Consider the following 15,843-nt stretch of genomic DNA (forward strand, 5'->3'; position numbering starts at 1 on the left):
TGGACATTCTGCCCGCCGGGAACTCCCGGGCCCCGTAAGGTCCATACCAATCGCGGTGTATGCGGGGTGCCCGCCCGAGCCGCGGCCGGGGCGGCCCCGCGGGCATGTGGGCGGGCATAGTGCCAAAGCCCGGCTCGATCTTTCAACCGCCCGTCCACGGCGGCCCCCTGACACGGGGTGCCCGAGTTGGTCGGCCACTCCTCCGTGATGTTCACTCCTTCGAGTGGCCGGGTGGGCGATGTGCGGCTCTCCTCCCAACACGCTGCAAAGGTCTGAGGCGGTACGAGGGGGCAGGGGGCGTTTACTTGTTGACCGGCCGTTACCTCGGCCACACGAGTAGACGAGCACGAGCACACGTACAGGATTGCGAGCACCGGTGCAGAAGAAGCGGTCTCGGAAGAACGGCACCGCCAGCGCCGACGGACCCGCCAACGCAGGACGGCGCGTCCGCGTCCGCCGCAGGCTGGTGATCGGGGTGGCAGTCGCCGGACTCACCGTCCTCGCGGCCGGCACCCCCGCCGTCGTCTCCGCCACGAGGGAACTGAACGACTCACAGCGCCTGGTCACCCTCGCGGAACAGACGCAACACACCCTCACCCTCGTCCACCTCCTCGGCGACGAGCGCGACGCCGTCGTCGAGTACGCGGCGAAGGGACGGCCCGGCAACGCCAAGGCCCCCGTCGACGAGCGCACGGCGCGCACCGACCGGCAGATCGCCGAGCTCCGGCCCGAGGCCGACGAGGAACTCGCCCGCGCCCTCGGCCGGATCAAGGGCGTCCGCACCGAGGCCGTCGACGGCAAGGGCACCGCCCTCGCCGCCCAGCAGGCCTACGCGGGCGCCATCACCGAACTCCTCGCGCCCGGCGACCGGCTCGCCGAACTCACCCCGCCCCGCGCGGAGGCCGCCCTGGCCTTCACCCGGCCCACGGCCCCGCTGGGCCAGGCCGTCGACCAGGCCTCCGCCACCCGAGGACTGCTGCTCGCCGCGCTGGCCGTCCCCCGGGCCGAGCAGCCTCCGGGCGCCGCCGTCGCCGACGAACTCACCGCCGCCGCCCAGCGGTCCCGGGTCCGGGAGCAGGCCGCGCTGGACGACTTCAACCGCGCCGCGCGCCCCGACGTACGGCAGACCCTCGCGGTCACCGTCACCGGCCCCGAGGTCAAGACCGCCGAGGACCACCTCAAGCGGCTCACCGACCGGCCCACCCTCACCCCGGCCGACCGCAAGGTCGACGCCGGCGCCGTCGCCGCCGCGCTCACCGCCCGGATCGACCGGATGCGGTCGGTCGAGTCCACCCTCGCCGGCCAGCGGGCCACCGCCCTCGCCACCCTGCGCGACGACGACGTGACCCGGCTCGAACTGATGGTCGCCGGCCTCGGCGTGCTCTTCCTGTTCGTCATCGGCTTCTCCACCGCGATCGCCCGCTCCCTGACCCGTCCGCTGTCCGTGCTGCGCCGCGGCGCGGAGCGGCTGGCCACCCCGGAGGGCTCCGTCGAGCCGGTGCGCTTCACCGGCCGCAACGACGAGTTCGCCGAGGTCGTGCGCCACCTCAACGCCGTACGGGACCAGACGGTCGGCCTGCACACGAAGATCGCCGGCCTCGACGCCGACCGGCGCCGCCTCATCGGCCGCAACGAGGCCCTCTCCTCGGGCCGCGACGCGCTGGAGGCGGAACTCAAGGAACTGCGGGCCGGGCTGGAGGAACACCGCCGGGTCATGTCGACGACCTCGGTCTCCCTCTCGCTGCGGACCCTGGGCCTGGTCGAGCGCCAACTCTCGGTCATCGAGGAACTGGAGTCCAAGGAGGGCGACCCGGACCGGCTCGCCACCCTCTTCAAGCTGGACCACCTGGCGACCGTGATGCGCCGCCACAACGAGAACCTGCTGGTCCTCGCCGGACAGGAACACGGCCACGGGCAGAGCCTGCCGGTGCCGCTGGTCGACGTCATGCGGGCCGCCGTCAGTGAGATCGAGCGCTACGAGCGGGTCGACCTGGCCGTCATGCCGATCGCGACGCAGGTCGCCGGGCACGCCGCCGACGACATCTCGCACGTCCTGGCCGAACTCCTGGAGAACGCCACCACCTTCTCGCCGCCCGAGGCCAAGGTGAAGGTCTCCGGCCTGGTCCAGGACTCCGGCGACGTCGTCCTGACCGTCGTCGACGAGGGCATCGGCGTCACCGGCGACCGGCTCGACGCGCTGAACCTGCGCCTGTCCACCCCCGAGGCCTACGACGAGGAGCCCGAGGCCGAGCACGGCCTGGGCCTCGGCCTGTACGTCGCCGGGCGGCTCGCGGCGCGCCACGGCGTGACGGCCGAGCTGCGGGCCTCGCGGCACGGCGGCACGGAGGCGCTGGTCGTCATCCCCGCGAGCCTGCTCCCGGCCGGTCCGCCGGCCTCCCCGGTGCACACCCTGGCTTCGCCGGGCGCCCCGGCGCTCCAGCTGCCCGGGGTGGTCGCCGAGGCCAACGAGAACACCCTGCCGCCGAGGCTCCGCCCGGAGGCCGTGACGGCGGAGGCGCCGACGGACGGCGTCCTCGCGGAGGAGCCGACCGGGGCCGACGTCCTGCCGGACGAGCTCCCGGACGGCCTCGGCCCGGACGCCGTCGTCTCCGACGACCTGCTCTCGGACGACGTCCTCTCGGACGACCTCCTGTCGGACGGCCCGCTGTCGGAGGGGCTCCTCGCGGGCTCCGCAACGGCGCCCGAGGCCGCGGAGCCGGAGGCTCCGGCCCGGGTGGTCACCCTGGCCGAAGCCTTCGAGGCCGACGCCCCCGCGGCCGAGTCCCCGGTCTCCGCCGCCCCGGCGTCCGAGTCCCAGGTCTCCGAGTCCCCGGAGCCTGATTCCCGGGGGTCCGAGCTCCCGCTGTCCGACGCCCAGGCGCCCGACGCCCCGGTGTCCGAGCCCGCGCACCCCGTCGCGCAGGCCCCGGCGGAGCCCGCCGAGCACGCCGAGCCCGCCGAGGCTTCGGAGGTCCCGGACGAGGAGGCCCCCGCCCGGGTGGTCCCGCTGGCCGAGGCCTTCGAGGACGCCCAGCTGCCCCCGGCCGACCAGGTCTTCACGGCGTCCGACCCGTTCGCGGCGCCCGCCGAGCCGGAGACCCCGGCCGAGGAACTGCTGGCCCGCGTCGTCCCCCAGCCCCGCGGCTACGAGGACGCGCAGCTGCCGCCCGCCGAGCAGGTCTTCACCGTGACCTCACCCGACGCCGAGACGACCGCCCACCGGCGCGTCGCCGACGCCGAGGACGGCTTCGTACCGCGCCAGGGCAGCCACCCGGGCCACGCACCCGAGGCCGGCACCGGGACCACCCCCGGACCCGTCTCCGCATCCCGCTCCGAGGCCGTCACCGACAAGGGCCTCCCCAAGCGCACCCCGCGTTCCGTCCCCGGCCCCGCGGCCGGACGCCCCGCCGCGGCCCGCCCCGAGCCGCGCCGGGTGGACGCCGAAGAACTGCGCCGTCGCCTCGGCGGGTTCTACCAGGGCGCCCAGGACGGGCGGCGCGTGGCCGCCGCCGAGCTCGCCCAGGACCGGGGACAGGGGCAGGGACACACCGACCAGGGGGACACCGCACAGGAGGCCCGCACATGACCGCGCCCAGTACGTACGGACTGAGCACCCAGGCCCGCAACCTGCAGTGGCTGCTGACCGACCTGGTCGAGGAGGTGCCCGGGGTCAACTCCGTGGCCGTCGTCTCCTCGGACGGTCTCCTGCTGCTCTCCTCCGAACCGGGGGCCTCGGGCACCCCGCAGGAGGGCCGCCCCAAGGGCCCCCGCGGAGCCTCGGCCGACCTCGCCACCATCGTCTCCGGACTCGGCAGCCTCACCACCGGTGCCGCCGCCCTCATGGAGTTCGGCACGGTCAAGCAGACCATGGTGGCGATGGAGAACGGCTCCGTCTTCGTCATGGCCATCAGCGACGGCTCCCTGCTCGGCGTGCACGCCACGCCCGACTGCGACATGAGCGTCATCGCCTACCACATGGCCCTGTTCGTCGGCCGGGCCGGCCACGTCCTGACCCCCGAAGTCCGCAGTGAACTGCGCCAGTCGATGGAGAAGACCCCGTGAGGAGTACGGCCTCCGACCGGCTGCCGATACGCGGCGCCGACCGTCGCCCCGCCCGCGTCCGCCCGTACTCCCTCACGGGCGGCCGTACCCGCTTCACGCAGGTCCTGCTGGTGGAGACCTTCGTCGCCGCCCTCGACACCGGTCCGGCCAAGACGCCCGACCGCATGCCCGAGATGCGGGCCATCGTCGAGGTGTGCCGCCGCATGCGCACGATCGCCGAGATCTCCGCCCTCCTGAAGCTGCCCCTCGGCGTCGTCCGCGTCCTCGTCAGCGACCTCGCCGACCAGGGCCGGATCCGCGTCTACGGCAGCGGGCACGGCACCGGCCGGCCCGAACGCGCACTGCTGGAAAGGGTGCTCAGTGGTCTTCGCCGTCTCTGACCCCGCCGCCCTGCTGGACGACGACCCCGTCCAGCCCTGGCAGTACGACCGTTCGCGCGCGCCCGTCGCCGTCAAGGTGCTCGTCGCGGGCGGGTTCGGCGTCGGCAAGACCACCTTCGTGTCCTCCGTCTCCGAGATCACCCCGCTGCGCACCGAGGCGGTGATGACCCAGGCCGCCGCCCCCACCGACGACCTCACCGGCACTCCGGACAAGCACACGACGACCGTCGCGATGGACTTCGGCCGCATCACCCTCGACGACGACCTCGTGCTGTACGTGTACGGAACCCCGGGCCAGGAACGGTTCTGGTTCATGTGGGACGACCTGGTCCGCGGAGCCATCGGCGGACTCGTCCTCGCCGACACGCGCAGGCTCCGCGACTGCTTCCCCGCGCTCGACTACTTCGAGAGCTGCGGGCTCCCGTACGCCGTCGCCGTCAACCACTTCGAGGGCTCGCAGGCCTACGACGCCGAGGACGTGCGGGAGGCCCTCACCATCCCGCCGGAGGTCCCCGTCGTGATCATGGACGCGCGGCGCCGGACGACGGTCGTCGAATCCCTGCTGACCCTCGTGGGCCACGCGCTGGACGCGACCCCCGAATAACCCGATCCGTCCGGCAGATTGAGAACGTGAGATGCGCAGGATACTTGTCGTGGGGGCCGGCCAGTCCGGTCTCCAGCTCGCCCTCGGCCTCCAGGCGAAGGGGTACGAGGTCACCCTCATGTCCAACCGGACGGCGGACGAGATCCGCACCGGGCGCGTCATGTCCACGCAGTGCATGTTCGACTCGGCCCTCCAGCACGAGCGCGACCTCCAGCTGAACTTCTGGGAGCGGCAGGCCCCCCGGATCGAGGGAGTCGGCGTCTCGGTCGCCGCCCCCGACACCTCCCGCCCCATCGACTGGCTCGGCCGCCTCAAGGGCTACGCCCAGTCCGTCGACCAGCGCGTGAAGATGGCCGGATGGCTCGACACCTTCACCCAGCGCGGCGGCCAGCTCGTCATCCACGGCGCCTCCGTCGCCGACCTGGACTTCTTCTCCCGCACCTACGACCTGGTGCTGGTCGCCGCCGGCAAGGGCGAACTGGTCTCCATGTTCGAGCGGAACGCGGCGCGCTCGCCCTACGACGCCCCCCAGCGCGCCCTCGCCGTCAGCTACGTCCACGGACTCGGGCCGCGCCCCGAACACCCAGAGACCGAAGCCGTCCGCTGCAACCTGGTCCCCGGCGTCGGCGAACTGTTCGTCATGCCGACCCTCACCACCTCCGGCCGGGCCGACATCCTCTTCTGGGAAGGCCTCCCCGGCGGCCCGCTGGACGTGTTCCGGGGCGTCAACGACCCGGGTGAGCACCTGGCGCTGACGCTGGAACTCATGGAGAAGTTCACGCCCTGGGAGTACGCCCGCGCCACCAAGGTGGAGCTCACGGACGCCGGTGGCACCCTCGCGGGCCGCTACGCCCCCGTGGTCCGCAACCCCATCGGCCGGCTGCCGGGCGGCGGCCTGGTGCTGGGCGTGGCGGACGTGGTCGTGGCGAACGACCCGATCACCGGCCAGGGCTCGAACTCGGCCGCCAAGTGCGCGGCCTCGTACCTCTCCTCCATCCTCATGCACGGCGACCAGCCGTTCGACGAGGCCTGGATGAAGGCCACCTTCGACACGTACTGGTTCACCACGGGCATGCCCGTCACCCAGTGGACCAACGCCATGCTCGGCGTCCCGCCGGAGCACGTGCTGGACCTGATCGGCGCGGCCGGCCGGCTCCAGCCGGTGGCGGACCGTTTCGCCAACGGCTTCGACAACCCGGCCGACTTCGACTCGTACTTCTTCGACCCCGAGGACACGGCCGACTACCTGGCCGAGGTGTCCTCGTCGCCGGCCCCCGCCTCGGCGGAATAGCCCGCGTCGCCCCCCGCCGTCGCGCCCTCGGGCAGCGGCGGCGGGGTGAACTCCGCCAACGGGACCCCCTCGGGGTCCGGCCGCACCGCCCCCAGCAACGGGTTCGCGGCGATGGGAGACACCTTCACGGTGGCACCCGGACGGGGCGCCTGGATCACTTTCCCGTCCCCGATGTACAGGGCCACGTGGGTCGCCTTCGGGAAGTACACCACCAGGTCGCCCGGACGCAGCCGGTCCAGCGGCACCCGGGGGAGCCGCGCCCACTGCTCCTGGCTGGTCCGGGGGATGGAACGCCCGGCGTGCTCCCAGGCCTTCGAGGTCAGCCCCGAGCAGTCGAAGGAGGCCGGCCCCTCGGCGCCCCACACGTACGGCTTGCCGATCTGCGCCGTCGCGTACCGCAGGGCGGCGCCACCGGCGGCGGTGGGCGTCCCCGTACGGGCGGGCAGCCGGCCGGAGTCCAGCAGCTCCCGCTGCGCCCCGGCGGTGACGGCCGCCTCCCGCCGGTCCAGCCGAGCCACTTCCTCGGGGGTCAGCGCCGCGAGCAGCCGCTCGACGTCCTTCAGCCGGCCCGTCACCTCCTCGTGCTGCTTCTTGCGCTCGGCGGCGAGGCCCTGCTGGGTGTCGAGGGCCTTGCGGGCCGCCTCCGCCAGGGCGTCGGCCCGCTGCTCGCCGCGCTCCAGCCGCGCCACGACCCCGGCCTGCCGGGCGCCCTGGCGGGCGGCGATCCGGCGCTGGTCGACGGCCTGTTGGGGGTCACCGGAGAGCAGCATGCGCAGGTACGGGGAGAGCCCGAGGGTGCCCTGGTACTGCTCCCGGGCCAGCCGCCCGGCGGTGGCCTTCTCGGCACCGAGCGCGGTACGCGCCCGCCCGAGCTCGGCGGTGAGCCGCCGCTCCTCGTCCTGGCCGGCCTTGAGGGCGACCTCGGTGGCGTTGTACGCCTCGCTGGCTTCCTCGGCCCGCTGGTACAGCCCCTGCAGCTGGGTCAGCAACTCCCCGACGGGCTCGGCCCGCGCGACGGGCGGTGGCCCGGCGGCGGCGACGAGTACGGCGGCCAGACAGGCCAGCCGCAACAGTCGTTTTGTCATGTAATCACCTCCGCGACACCGCCCGATGCTGCCACGCACCCGGCCCGGAGCCTCCGACGCCGGTCGGCGGGGCTCGGGGAGTCACCCGTCTGGGGGTGGGGGTGGGGGCGGGGGTGGGATCGGGGTCGGGGGGTGCGGGATTTCAGCGGGGCGGTATCGGAGTGGGTTTGGGGGGTTCCCGGTTGTCCATCGTCCTTCCGGGACGGGCCGGTCGGTCAAGGGTGGCCGAAGGCCATCGCGAAGCGACGCGACGAAGGAGCGCCCTTGACGGCCCGGCCCGACGCGGAAGGACGATGAGACTGACGGGAAACCCCCAAACCCTCCCTGATGCGGGCCGAGTGGGACCCCTCACCCCCGCAGCAGGCGCCCCTTCGCCAGGGCGAACTCCTCCGGGGTCAGGAGGCCCTGACGGGCCAGGTCGGAGAGTTGGGTCAGCTCCGCCACCAGGGTGGGCCCGGCCACGGGCGGGTGGGGCGGGGGTTCCGCCTCCGTCGGGGGCTCGCCCCCGCCCTCCGGCTCGCCGGGCCGTTCCCGCTCCCGACCCGCCTCGTACTCCGCCCCCGCCTCGCCCGGCGCCCTCACCCCCGCCTCGCCCCTGACCCCCTCCTCCAGCGCCGCCTCCAGTTCCTCCGCCACGCTCTCCTCCGCCACGCCGTCCTCCCGCACGCCGTCCTCTCCCGCGCCTTCCGCCGTCGCCCACTCCGCCGCGCCCGACGCCCGGCGGAGCAGGCCGCGGAGGAGGGGGTGGCCCGGCGGGCGGACTGCGGGGGACACCGTCACGCCGACCGGCCGGATGAACATCACGCCACCTCCACGCGGTCCGCCGGGATCCGGACCGAGCCCACGATCCGTCCGCCCGCCGCCCGTACGGCCACCGCCGCGTCCTGCGCCCACACGTGCTCGACCACCAGGAGCAGCGCGCAGCTGCCCCGGTCCAGGAGCTCCGCCGCCTCCCGTACGTCCTCCGGCCCGATCAGCCGCGCCACGTCGCGGCCCGCCAGGAGGCCCCGTAGCTCGACGAACTCGTCGAACTCCGCCGCCATCACCTCGCCCCCGGCCGTCTTCGTCGTGACGAGGCCGTCGATCAGCCGGACCACCCCGGTCTTGCGCAGTCCCATCACGGCCTCGACGGCCGGTACCCGCAGCTGTTCCTCCGGGAAGGCCAGGACGATGAATTCCACAGGTCCCATGCGCCGGGGCTCCCTACTCCTGACCGTTTATGACGACTCTTCGGCACACTATGACATAAGCGGACATACCTGCCCTACCCTTGCTACGTTTCCCCGTATGACCGCTCTGACGGCGAAGGTGACGGAGCCCGCTCCGCCCCCGCCCCCCGATGCCCGTGCCCCCAAGGGCCGGGGCGTCGAGCTGACGCTGCTCGCCGGTGCGGTCCTGATCTCCGTACTGGGCCACCTCTACGTCGGCCTCGCGGACACCGGCCACTTCCCCCGACCCGGCGGCCGTTACGCCGCGGGCCTCGGCGGGGCCGCCCTGCTCGCGCACCTGGCCGTCCGGTTCCGGGCGTCCTGCGCCGATCCCCTCCTGCTCCCGATCGCCGTGCTGCTCAACGGCCTCGGCCTGGTCCTCATCCAGCGGCTCGACCTCGCGACCCCCGGCGAGAGCGGCGCGGGCGACCAGTTGCGCTGGTCGGCCCTGGGGGTGGTGCTGTTCGTCCTCGTCGTCGCGGGACTGCGCGATCACCGCGCGCTCCAGAAGTACGCCTACCTCTCGGTCGCCGCCGCGCTCGTCCTGATGCTGGTCCCCGTCCTCTTCCCGGCCGTCAACGGCGCCCACATCTGGATCCGCTTCGCGGGACTCTCCTTCCAGCCGGGGGAGTTCGCCAAGATCCTGCTCGCCGTCTTCTTCGCCGCCTACCTCGCCGCGAACCGCACCGCCCTCGCCCTGACCGGCCGCCGGATCTTCCGGAAGCTGCGTCTCCTGCCCGGCCGGGTGCTCGGCCCGATCCTGGCGATCTGGCTGCTCAGCGTGGGCGTGCTGGTCCTGGAGCGGGACCTGGGCACCTCGCTCCTCTTCTTCGGCCTCTTCGTGATCATGCTGTTCACCGCCACCGGACGGATCGGCTGGATCGCCATCGGACTGGTCCTCGCGGCCCTCGGCGCCTATGCCGTCGGGACCCTGGAACCGCACGTGAACAGCCGCGTCGACGACTGGCTGAATCCTTTCGCCTCCATCGAGCGGGGCGAGGGCCCCGGCCAGCTGGCGCAGTCCCTCTTCTCCTTCGCCGCCGGCGGCCTCCTCGGCGCCGGCCTCGGCCACGGCCAGTCCTTCCTCATCGGCTTCGCCGCCAAGTCGGACTTCGTCCTCGCCACCGCCGGCGAGGAGCTCGGCCTCGTCGGCCTCACCGCGATCCTGCTCCTCTACGGGCTCCTCGTCTCCCGGGGCTTCCGCGCCGGACTCGCCCTGCGCGACCCCTTCGGGCGGCTGCTCGCCACCGGGCTCGCCTCGATCATCGCCCTCCAGGTCTTCGTCATCGCGGGCGGCGTGACCGGACTGATCCCGCTGACCGGCATGGCCATGCCCTTCCTCGCCCAGGGCGGCTCCTCCGTCGTCACCAACTGGATCATCGTCGCGCTGCTGGTCCGGCTCAGCGACAACGCCCGCCGCCCCCGTCCCGCCGCGTACGAGCCGGAGGGGGCCGGATGATCCGCTACATCCGCTGGTGCGCGTACTTCTGCGCCCTGCTGCTCGTCGCCCTGCTGGTCAACGTCGCCCGGGTGCAGGTCTGGGAGGCCGCCGCCTACGGCGCGAACCCGGCCAACAAGCGGCCCGCCATCCAGCGCTACGCCGAACCGCGCGGGCAGATCCTGGTCGACGGCAAGCCCGTCACCGGCTCCCGCGACAGCGGCCAGCTCCTGCGCTACGAGCGCACGTACGCCGACGGCCCGCTCTACGCCCCCGTCACCGGCTTCTCCTCCCAGACGTACGGCACCAGCTTCGTCGAGCGCGCCGAGGACGCCGTCCTGTCCGGCACCGATCCGGGACTGTCCGCCTTCCCCCTCTGGTACGAGCTCTCGCGCGGCCGTCCCGGCGGCGGAGACGCCGTCACCACCCTGCGCGCCGCCGTACAGGGGGCCGCGTACCGGGGTCTGGGCGGCAAGCGGGGCGCGGTCGCGGCCGTGGAACCGGCGACGGGCCGGATCCTGGCGCTGGTGAGCAGCCCCTCCTACGATCCCGGCCTGCTCTCCGGTACCGGTGCGAAGGTCAAGGCGGCGTGGCGGCGGCTGAACGCGGACCCCGCCAAGCCCATGCTGAACCGGGCGCTGCGCGAGACCTACCCGCCCGGCTCCACCTTCAAGATCGTGACGGCGGCCGCGGCCCTGGACTCCGGCGTGGTCACCGACGTGGACGCGCCCACCGAGACCCCCGACCCGTATCCGCTCCCCGGTACGAGCACCCTGCTCCCGAACGCCGGCACGGGCTGCCAGGACGCCTCGATGGCGGAGGCGGTGCAGTTCTCCTGCAACACGGTGATGGCCAAGATCGGGGTGCGGGTGGGCCTGCGCCGCATGGCGGAGGCGGCGGACCGGTTCGGGTTCAACGACGACGGGCTGCGGGTCCCCTCCTGGGTCTCGCGGTCGAACTTCGACACCGACATGAGCCCCGACCAGCTGGCGCTCTCCTCGATCGGGCAGTTCAACACCAAGGCCACCCCGCTCCAGATGGCGATGGTCGCGGCGGCGGTCGCCAACGGCGGGGAGATCAAGACCCCTTACCTCGTGGACCGCACCACCCGCCGCGACGGGTCGCAGGTCCGGGCCACCGCCCGGCACACCCTGAGCCGTGCGATGAGCCCGGCCACGGCGCTGCGGATGCAGGAGCTGATGGTGAAGGTCGTCGAGAACGGCACCGGGCGCAACGCGGCCATCAAGGGCGCTCAGGTCGGGGGCAAGACCGGCACGGCGCAGCACGGCGTCGGCAACGCCGGTACCCCGTACGCCTGGTTCATCTCCTGGGCCCGGGCGAAGGGGGCTCCGCAGCCTGCGGTGGCGGTGGCCGTGGTGGTCGAGGACGCGTCGGCGGTCCGCGGGGACATCAGCGGCAACGGCGCCGCGGCGCCGATCGCGCGGGCGGTGATGGAGGCCGCGCTGTCCACCCGCTGAAACACCGTGGCGGCGCGCGGGGCCGGGCTGCTAGCCCTGGGGCATGACCTACGACCGCGACGGCGACGCCGCCCACGAGCTGGCCCAGGTGAACATATCCCGTCTCAAGTACCCCTTGGACTCACCGGAACTGAAGGACTTCGTCGACGGGCTCGAACCCGTCAACGCCGCGGCGGAGGCCGCCGACGGCTTCGTGTGGCGGCTCCAGGGGGAGGAGGGCGACGCGACGGAGGTGAGGATCTTCGGCGACGAGTGGATCATCGTCAACATGTCCGTGTGGCGGAACACCGACGCCCTCACCGCCTTCATGTACCAGGGGCGGCACCGGGAGCTGATGTCCCGCAGGCGGGAGTGGTTCGAGCACGTCACGGAGGCCATGGCGACCCTGTGGTGGGTCCCGGCAGGGCGGCGCCCCACGGTCGCGGACGCCGAGGAGCGCCTGCTGAGCCTGCGCGAACACGGGCCGACACCGTACGCGTTCACCCTGCGCACGTCCTTCCCGCGCCCGGACGCGGTCTAGGCCGTCCAGGCGCTGTCGCCGCCTTCCCGGATGGCGGCCGTCACCTCCGCCACGCGCTCCTGTTCCTCGGCCGCGAAGCGTTCGCGGTCGAGGGATTCGGCCAGCTCCTCGTCCTGGCTCATGAGCAGGTCCAGATTGGAATCGCCCATGTCGAAGACCCCCATGTCCAGGTAGGCCTTCTGGAGCCGCTCGCCCCACAGCCCGATGTCCTTGACGCAGGGCACGATCCGGCTGAACAGCAGCTTGCGGAACAGGTGCAGGAACTCCGACTGCTCGCTGTACTCCTCCGCCTCCCGCCTGGGAATGCCGAAGTTCTCCAGGACCTCCACCCCGCGCAGCCGGTCGCGCATCAGGTAGCAGCCCTCGATCACGAACTCCTCGCGCTCGCGCAGCTCGGCGTCGGTCAGCTGCCCGTAGTAGTCGCGCAGCGCCATCCGCCCGAAGGCCACGTGCCGGGCCTCGTCCTGCATCACGTAGGCCAGGATCTGCTTGGGCAGCGGCTTGTCGGTGGTGTCGCGGATCATGCCGAACGCGGCCAGCGCCAGCCCCTCGATGAGCACTTGCATGCCCAGGTAGGGCATGTCCCAGCGGGAGTCGCGCAGGGTGTCCCCGAGCAGCCCCTGGAGGCTGTCGTTGACCGGGTAGAGCATCCCTACCTTCTCGTGCAGGAAGCGCCCGAAGATCTCGGCGTGCCGGGCCTCGTCCATGGTCTGGGTGGCCGAGTAGAACTTCGCGTCCAGGTCCGGCACCGATTCCACGATGCGCGCCGCGCACACCATGGCGCCCTGCTCGCCGTGCAGGAACTGGCTGAAGTTCCACGCGCTGTAGTGCCGGCGCAGTTCGCCCTTGTCCCGGTCGGTCATCTTGGCCCAGTGGCGGGTGCCGTAGAGGGTCAGCGCCTCGTCGGGGGTGCCGAGCGGGTCGTGCGGGTCCACCTCGATGCCCCAGTCGATGCGCTTGGCGCCGTCCCACTGCTTGTCCTTGCCCTTCTGGTAGAGGGCGAGGAGGCGTTCGCGCCCCCCGTCGTACTCCCAGCTGAAGCGGGCCGAACCAGTGGCGGGGACCTGCCAGACGCCCTCGCCCGGGGCTTTGGTGTAGAGCTCGTGCGTCGACACTGACGCCTCCTCGACTGCCGTACGGGATGCGGTGGTTGGCAGCGTCACACGTTGGTAGACGCGCGGTCAACAAGTCGCGCGCGGGGGATTGACGCCCTTGCTGACAGGCAGTCTCATAAGAGGTGACCGCAGGTAACCCGACCGCGAGGTGCCCGAAGCCATGACGACAGTGACGGAACGAGCCGCGCTGAGGGACGCCCTCGGCCTGCTCAAGGACCGCGAGCAGATCGCCGAACGACTGCTCGAATCCTCCGCGAAGCACTCCTTCGACCCGGACCGCGAACTCGACTGGGACGCCCCGCCGATCGAGGGCAAGTACTACTGGCCCCCCGAGCTGCTCTCCCTCTACGACACCCCGCTGTGGAAGAAGATGGGCGAGGAGCAGCGCATCGACCTCTCCCGCCACGAGGCCGCCGCCCTCGGCTCCCTCGGCATCTGGTTCGAGATCATCCTCATGCAGCTGCTGGTCCGCCACATCTACGACAAGTCCCTGACCAGCAACCACGTCCGCTACGCACTCACCGAGATCGCCGACGAGTGCCGCCACTCCATGATGTTCGCCCGCATGATCCGCGAGAGCGGCACCCCGGCCTACCCCGTCTCCCGGGTCAACCACAACCTCGCCCGCATCCTCAAGACGGTGTCCACCACCCCGGGTTCCTTCGCCTGCACCCTCCTCGGCGAGGAGATCCTCGACTGGATGCAGCGCCTCACCTTCCCCGACGAGCGGATCCAGCCCCTGGTGCGCGGAGTCACCCGGATCCACGTCATCGAGGAGGCCCGCCACGTCCGCTACGCCCGTGAGGAACTGCGCCGCCAGATGCTGACCGCCCCGCGCTGGGAGCAGGAACTCACCCGGATCAGCTGCGGAGAGGCCGCCCGCGTCTTCTCCCTGGCCTTCGTCAACCCCCAGGTCTACGACAACATCGGCCTGGACCGGCGCGAGGCCGTCGCCCAGGTCAAGGCCAGCGGACACCGCCGGGAGGTCATGCAGACCGGCGCCAAGCGGCTCACCGACTTCCTCGACGACATCGGCGTCCTGCGCGGCGTCGGCCGCCGGCTGTGGAAGAGCTCCGGCCTCCTGGCCTGAGGGGCGTCGTCTACCCTGCGTGCATGACCGTACGCGCGTACCGCAGGCTGAGCGTCGAGGAGCGGCGGGCCCAACTCCTCGACGCGGCCCTGTCGCTGTTCGCGCACCGGGCGCCGGAGGAGGTCTCCCTCGACGATGTCGCGGAAGCCGCCGGGGTCTCCCGACCGCTGGTCTACCGGTACTTCCCGGGCGGCAAGCAGCAGCTCTACGAGGCCGCCCTGCGCTCCGCCGCCGACGTCCTCGAACTCTGCTTCGCGGAACCCCAGCAGGGTCCCCTCACCCAGCGGCTCTCCCGGGCCCTGGACCGCTACCTCGCCTTCGTCGACGAACACCACACCGGCTTCTCCGCCCTCCTCCAGGGCGGCAGCGTCGTCGAGACCTCCCGCACCAGTGCCACCGTCGACGGCATCCGCCGCGCGGCGGCCGACCAGATCCTCGTCCACCTCGGCGTCCCCACCCCCGGGTCGCGGCTGCGGATGATGGTCCGCACGTGGATCACCGCCGTCGAGGCGGCATCGCTGATCTGGATCGACGAGGGCAGGCAGCCGGAGGCCGGCCAGCTGCGCGACTGGCTCCTGGACCAGTTCATCGCCCTCCTGACGGCCACCGCCGCCACCGACCCCGAAACCGCGGCGGCCGCGCGGGCCGCCCTGGCCCTGGAGTCGTCCGACGGGCCCGTCGGGGTCCTCGCCCGCCGCGTGATCCCGGTGGTGTCCGAGGCGGCCCACCTGCTGTGACACTGGTGGCGTGAGAAGCGAACCGACCCCCTTCGAGGGCGGCCCGATGGACGGCCGGGTCCTCCCGATCCTCCTCGGCCCGACCGGCCACCCCCCGAAGTGGTACGAGATCCCGGTCCCCGCCCCGGACGGCGGCCCCCCGACGGTCCTGCTGTACGAACGGGTCCCGGCGGGCTACACGAAGCGGCTGGGCCTCCAGAAGGGCTGGAAGTACGCCTTCGCCCCGACGGGCCGGAAACCGAAGCTCCGCTGGCCCTGGACCAAACCCCAGAAGCCGTAACCCTGCCGGCCCGGCCCCCGGCGCCTCAAACGCCGGCGCACTGGAAGCCCCTGGGGCTCCGCCCCGTACCCCCGCGCCTCAATCGCCGGCGGGGCTGGATTTTGCCGGCCCTAGCCATCCGTGTGCGGGCCAGCCCCCGGACCCCCGCGCCTCAATCGCCGGCGGGGCTGGGTTTGGCTGCGATGCCCGGCCGGGGGCGGGGACGGGGTGGGGTGTTGGCCGGGACGTAAAACGTGATGTGTTGGCGCGAGGTGCCCAGCCGCCCACGCAGCCCCGGACAGGGCGCCATAAATCATGCAGTCCCGGACGGCACCCCACCCCGGCACCGACCCCAGCCACCCCGCAGCCCCTGGCCAGGACCCCGGTCACCCCCGACCCCGCCCGGCCAGGGCTACGGCCCCGCGTCCGCCGAGGGCACCCCCCCGACCCCGCCCGGCCAGGGCTACGGCCCCGCGCCCGCCGAGGGCACCCCCCGACCCCGCCCGGCCAGGGCTACGGCCCCGCGCCCGCCGAGGGCACCCCCCGACCCCGCCCGGCCAGGGCTACGGCCCCGCG

At 72.9% G+C, this 15,843-nt stretch carries 15 protein-coding genes; 11 read left to right on the forward strand and 4 right to left on the reverse strand.

The annotated features are described in order from the left end of the window. Nucleotides 1–376 precede the first annotated feature (376 nt). The 5 genes from AB4039_RS18515 to AB4039_RS18535 are packed head-to-tail and all read left to right on the forward strand — an operon-like array spanning nucleotide 377 to nucleotide 6,337. Complete coding sequence (locus AB4039_RS18515) at nucleotides 377–3,586, forward strand: nitrate- and nitrite sensing domain-containing protein (RefSeq protein ID WP_442271224.1); 3,210 nt, start codon at nucleotides 377–379, stop codon at nucleotides 3,584–3,586. Further along, a complete protein-coding gene (locus AB4039_RS18520) occupies nucleotides 3,583–4,062 on the forward strand; it encodes a roadblock/LC7 domain-containing protein (RefSeq protein ID WP_442271225.1) in 480 nt (159 codons plus the stop codon). The genes AB4039_RS18515 and AB4039_RS18520 overlap by 4 nt, the downstream gene beginning before the upstream one ends. After that, nucleotides 4,059–4,442 carry a DUF742 domain-containing protein gene (locus AB4039_RS18525; RefSeq protein WP_442271226.1) on the forward strand — a complete coding sequence of 128 codons (384 nt, stop codon included), beginning with the start codon at nucleotides 4,059–4,061 and terminating at the stop codon, nucleotides 4,440–4,442. The genes AB4039_RS18520 and AB4039_RS18525 overlap by 4 nt, the downstream gene beginning before the upstream one ends. Continuing rightward, nucleotides 4,423–5,046: an ATP/GTP-binding protein gene (locus AB4039_RS18530; protein WP_266842267.1), complete on the forward strand. Its 624-nt coding sequence runs from the start codon at nucleotides 4,423–4,425 to the stop codon at nucleotides 5,044–5,046. Before AB4039_RS18525 ends, AB4039_RS18530 begins: the two co-directional genes overlap by 20 nt. Nucleotides 5,047–5,077: 31 nt before the next feature. Then, nucleotides 5,078–6,337, forward strand: a complete 1,260-nt coding sequence (locus tag AB4039_RS18535) for a styrene monooxygenase/indole monooxygenase family protein (protein WP_266842269.1) — start codon at nucleotides 5,078–5,080, stop codon at nucleotides 6,335–6,337. Here AB4039_RS18535 and AB4039_RS18540 read toward each other — a convergent pair. From AB4039_RS18540 to AB4039_RS18550, 3 genes are all read right to left on the reverse strand, one after another. Then, nucleotides 6,289–7,422, reverse strand: coding sequence for an NlpC/P60 family protein (locus AB4039_RS18540; RefSeq protein WP_266842270.1), 1,134 nt, complete (start codon nucleotides 7,420–7,422; stop codon nucleotides 6,289–6,291). The genes AB4039_RS18535 and AB4039_RS18540 overlap by 49 nt on opposite strands. A 348-nt stretch (nucleotides 7,423–7,770) precedes the next feature. Further along, nucleotides 7,771–8,223: a hypothetical protein gene (locus AB4039_RS18545; protein ID WP_266842272.1), complete on the reverse strand. Its 453-nt coding sequence runs from the start codon at nucleotides 8,221–8,223 to the stop codon at nucleotides 7,771–7,773. Further along, nucleotides 8,223–8,612, reverse strand: coding sequence for a DUF6325 family protein (locus AB4039_RS18550; protein WP_030232533.1), 390 nt, complete (start codon nucleotides 8,610–8,612; stop codon nucleotides 8,223–8,225). Before AB4039_RS18550 ends, AB4039_RS18545 begins: the two co-directional genes overlap by 1 nt. A 97-nt stretch (nucleotides 8,613–8,709) precedes the next feature. Here AB4039_RS18550 and AB4039_RS18555 point away from each other — a divergent pair, with 97 nt between their 5' ends. The 3 genes from AB4039_RS18555 to AB4039_RS18565 are packed head-to-tail and all read left to right on the forward strand — an operon-like array spanning nucleotide 8,710 to nucleotide 12,066. After that, the gene (locus AB4039_RS18555) at nucleotides 8,710–10,089 is read left to right on the forward strand and encodes an FtsW/RodA/SpoVE family cell cycle protein (protein ID WP_442271227.1); all 1,380 of its coding nucleotides are present in this window, start codon (nucleotides 8,710–8,712) and stop codon (nucleotides 10,087–10,089) included. Continuing rightward, nucleotides 10,086–11,546 (forward strand): penicillin-binding transpeptidase domain-containing protein, encoded by a 1,461-nt coding sequence (locus tag AB4039_RS18560; RefSeq protein ID WP_266842275.1) that lies wholly within the window; start codon nucleotides 10,086–10,088, stop codon nucleotides 11,544–11,546. Before AB4039_RS18555 ends, AB4039_RS18560 begins: the two co-directional genes overlap by 4 nt. A 43-nt stretch (nucleotides 11,547–11,589) precedes the next feature. Beyond that, nucleotides 11,590–12,066 carry a DUF3291 domain-containing protein gene (locus AB4039_RS18565; protein ID WP_266842276.1) on the forward strand — a complete coding sequence of 159 codons (477 nt, stop codon included), beginning with the start codon at nucleotides 11,590–11,592 and terminating at the stop codon, nucleotides 12,064–12,066. On the opposite strand, the gene AB4039_RS18570 is transcribed toward AB4039_RS18565, so the two are convergent. After that, on the reverse strand, nucleotides 12,063–13,181 hold the full coding sequence (locus AB4039_RS18570) for a ferritin-like domain-containing protein (RefSeq protein WP_266842277.1): 1,119 nt from the start codon (nucleotides 13,179–13,181) through the stop codon (nucleotides 12,063–12,065). The genes AB4039_RS18565 and AB4039_RS18570 overlap by 4 nt on opposite strands. Before the next feature lie 160 nt (nucleotides 13,182–13,341). Between AB4039_RS18570 and AB4039_RS18575 the strand changes: the two genes are divergently transcribed. From AB4039_RS18575 to AB4039_RS18585, 3 genes are read left to right on the forward strand one after another with little or no spacing between them, the layout of a single operon-like run. Next, nucleotides 13,342–14,271 (forward strand): AurF N-oxygenase family protein, encoded by a 930-nt coding sequence (locus AB4039_RS18575; protein WP_266842279.1) that lies wholly within the window; start codon nucleotides 13,342–13,344, stop codon nucleotides 14,269–14,271. A 23-nt stretch (nucleotides 14,272–14,294) separates the two neighbouring features. Beyond that, nucleotides 14,295–15,008, forward strand: a complete 714-nt coding sequence (locus AB4039_RS18580) for a TetR/AcrR family transcriptional regulator (protein WP_266842280.1) — start codon at nucleotides 14,295–14,297, stop codon at nucleotides 15,006–15,008. Between the two features lie 10 nt (nucleotides 15,009–15,018). Then, nucleotides 15,019–15,288 (forward strand): hypothetical protein, encoded by a 270-nt coding sequence (locus AB4039_RS18585; RefSeq protein ID WP_266842281.1) that lies wholly within the window; start codon nucleotides 15,019–15,021, stop codon nucleotides 15,286–15,288. The last annotated feature ends 555 nt before the right edge of the window (nucleotides 15,289–15,843 follow it).

Origin of the sequence: Streptomyces sp. M-16 (assembly GCF_052114405.1) — a bacterium.
GTDB lineage: Bacteria > Actinomycetota > Actinomycetes > Streptomycetales > Streptomycetaceae > Streptomyces.

What these genes read in the sequence shown, in the direction of transcription:
- AB4039_RS18520 (WP_442271225.1), top strand. Translation starts at nt 3,583, where the DNA reads ATGACCGCGCCCAGTACGTACGGACTGAGCACCCAGGCCCGCAACCTG.
- AB4039_RS18535 (WP_266842269.1), top strand. Translation starts at nt 5,078, where the DNA reads ATGCGCAGGATACTTGTCGTGGGGGCCGGCCAGTCCGGTCTCCAGCTC.
- AB4039_RS18540 (WP_266842270.1), bottom strand. Translation starts at nt 7,422, where the DNA reads ATGACAAAACGACTGTTGCGGCTGGCCTGTCTGGCCGCCGTACTCGTC.
- AB4039_RS18545 (WP_266842272.1), bottom strand. Translation starts at nt 8,223, where the DNA reads ATGTTCATCCGGCCGGTCGGCGTGACGGTGTCCCCCGCAGTCCGCCCG.
- AB4039_RS18550 (WP_030232533.1), bottom strand. Translation starts at nt 8,612, where the DNA reads ATGGGACCTGTGGAATTCATCGTCCTGGCCTTCCCGGAGGAACAGCTG.
- AB4039_RS18555 (WP_442271227.1), top strand. Translation starts at nt 8,710, where the DNA reads ATGACCGCTCTGACGGCGAAGGTGACGGAGCCCGCTCCGCCCCCGCCC.
- AB4039_RS18560 (WP_266842275.1), top strand. Translation starts at nt 10,086, where the DNA reads ATGATCCGCTACATCCGCTGGTGCGCGTACTTCTGCGCCCTGCTGCTC.
- AB4039_RS18565 (WP_266842276.1), top strand. Translation starts at nt 11,590, where the DNA reads ATGACCTACGACCGCGACGGCGACGCCGCCCACGAGCTGGCCCAGGTG.
- AB4039_RS18575 (WP_266842279.1), top strand. Translation starts at nt 13,342, where the DNA reads ATGACGACAGTGACGGAACGAGCCGCGCTGAGGGACGCCCTCGGCCTG.
- AB4039_RS18580 (WP_266842280.1), top strand. Translation starts at nt 14,295, where the DNA reads ATGACCGTACGCGCGTACCGCAGGCTGAGCGTCGAGGAGCGGCGGGCC.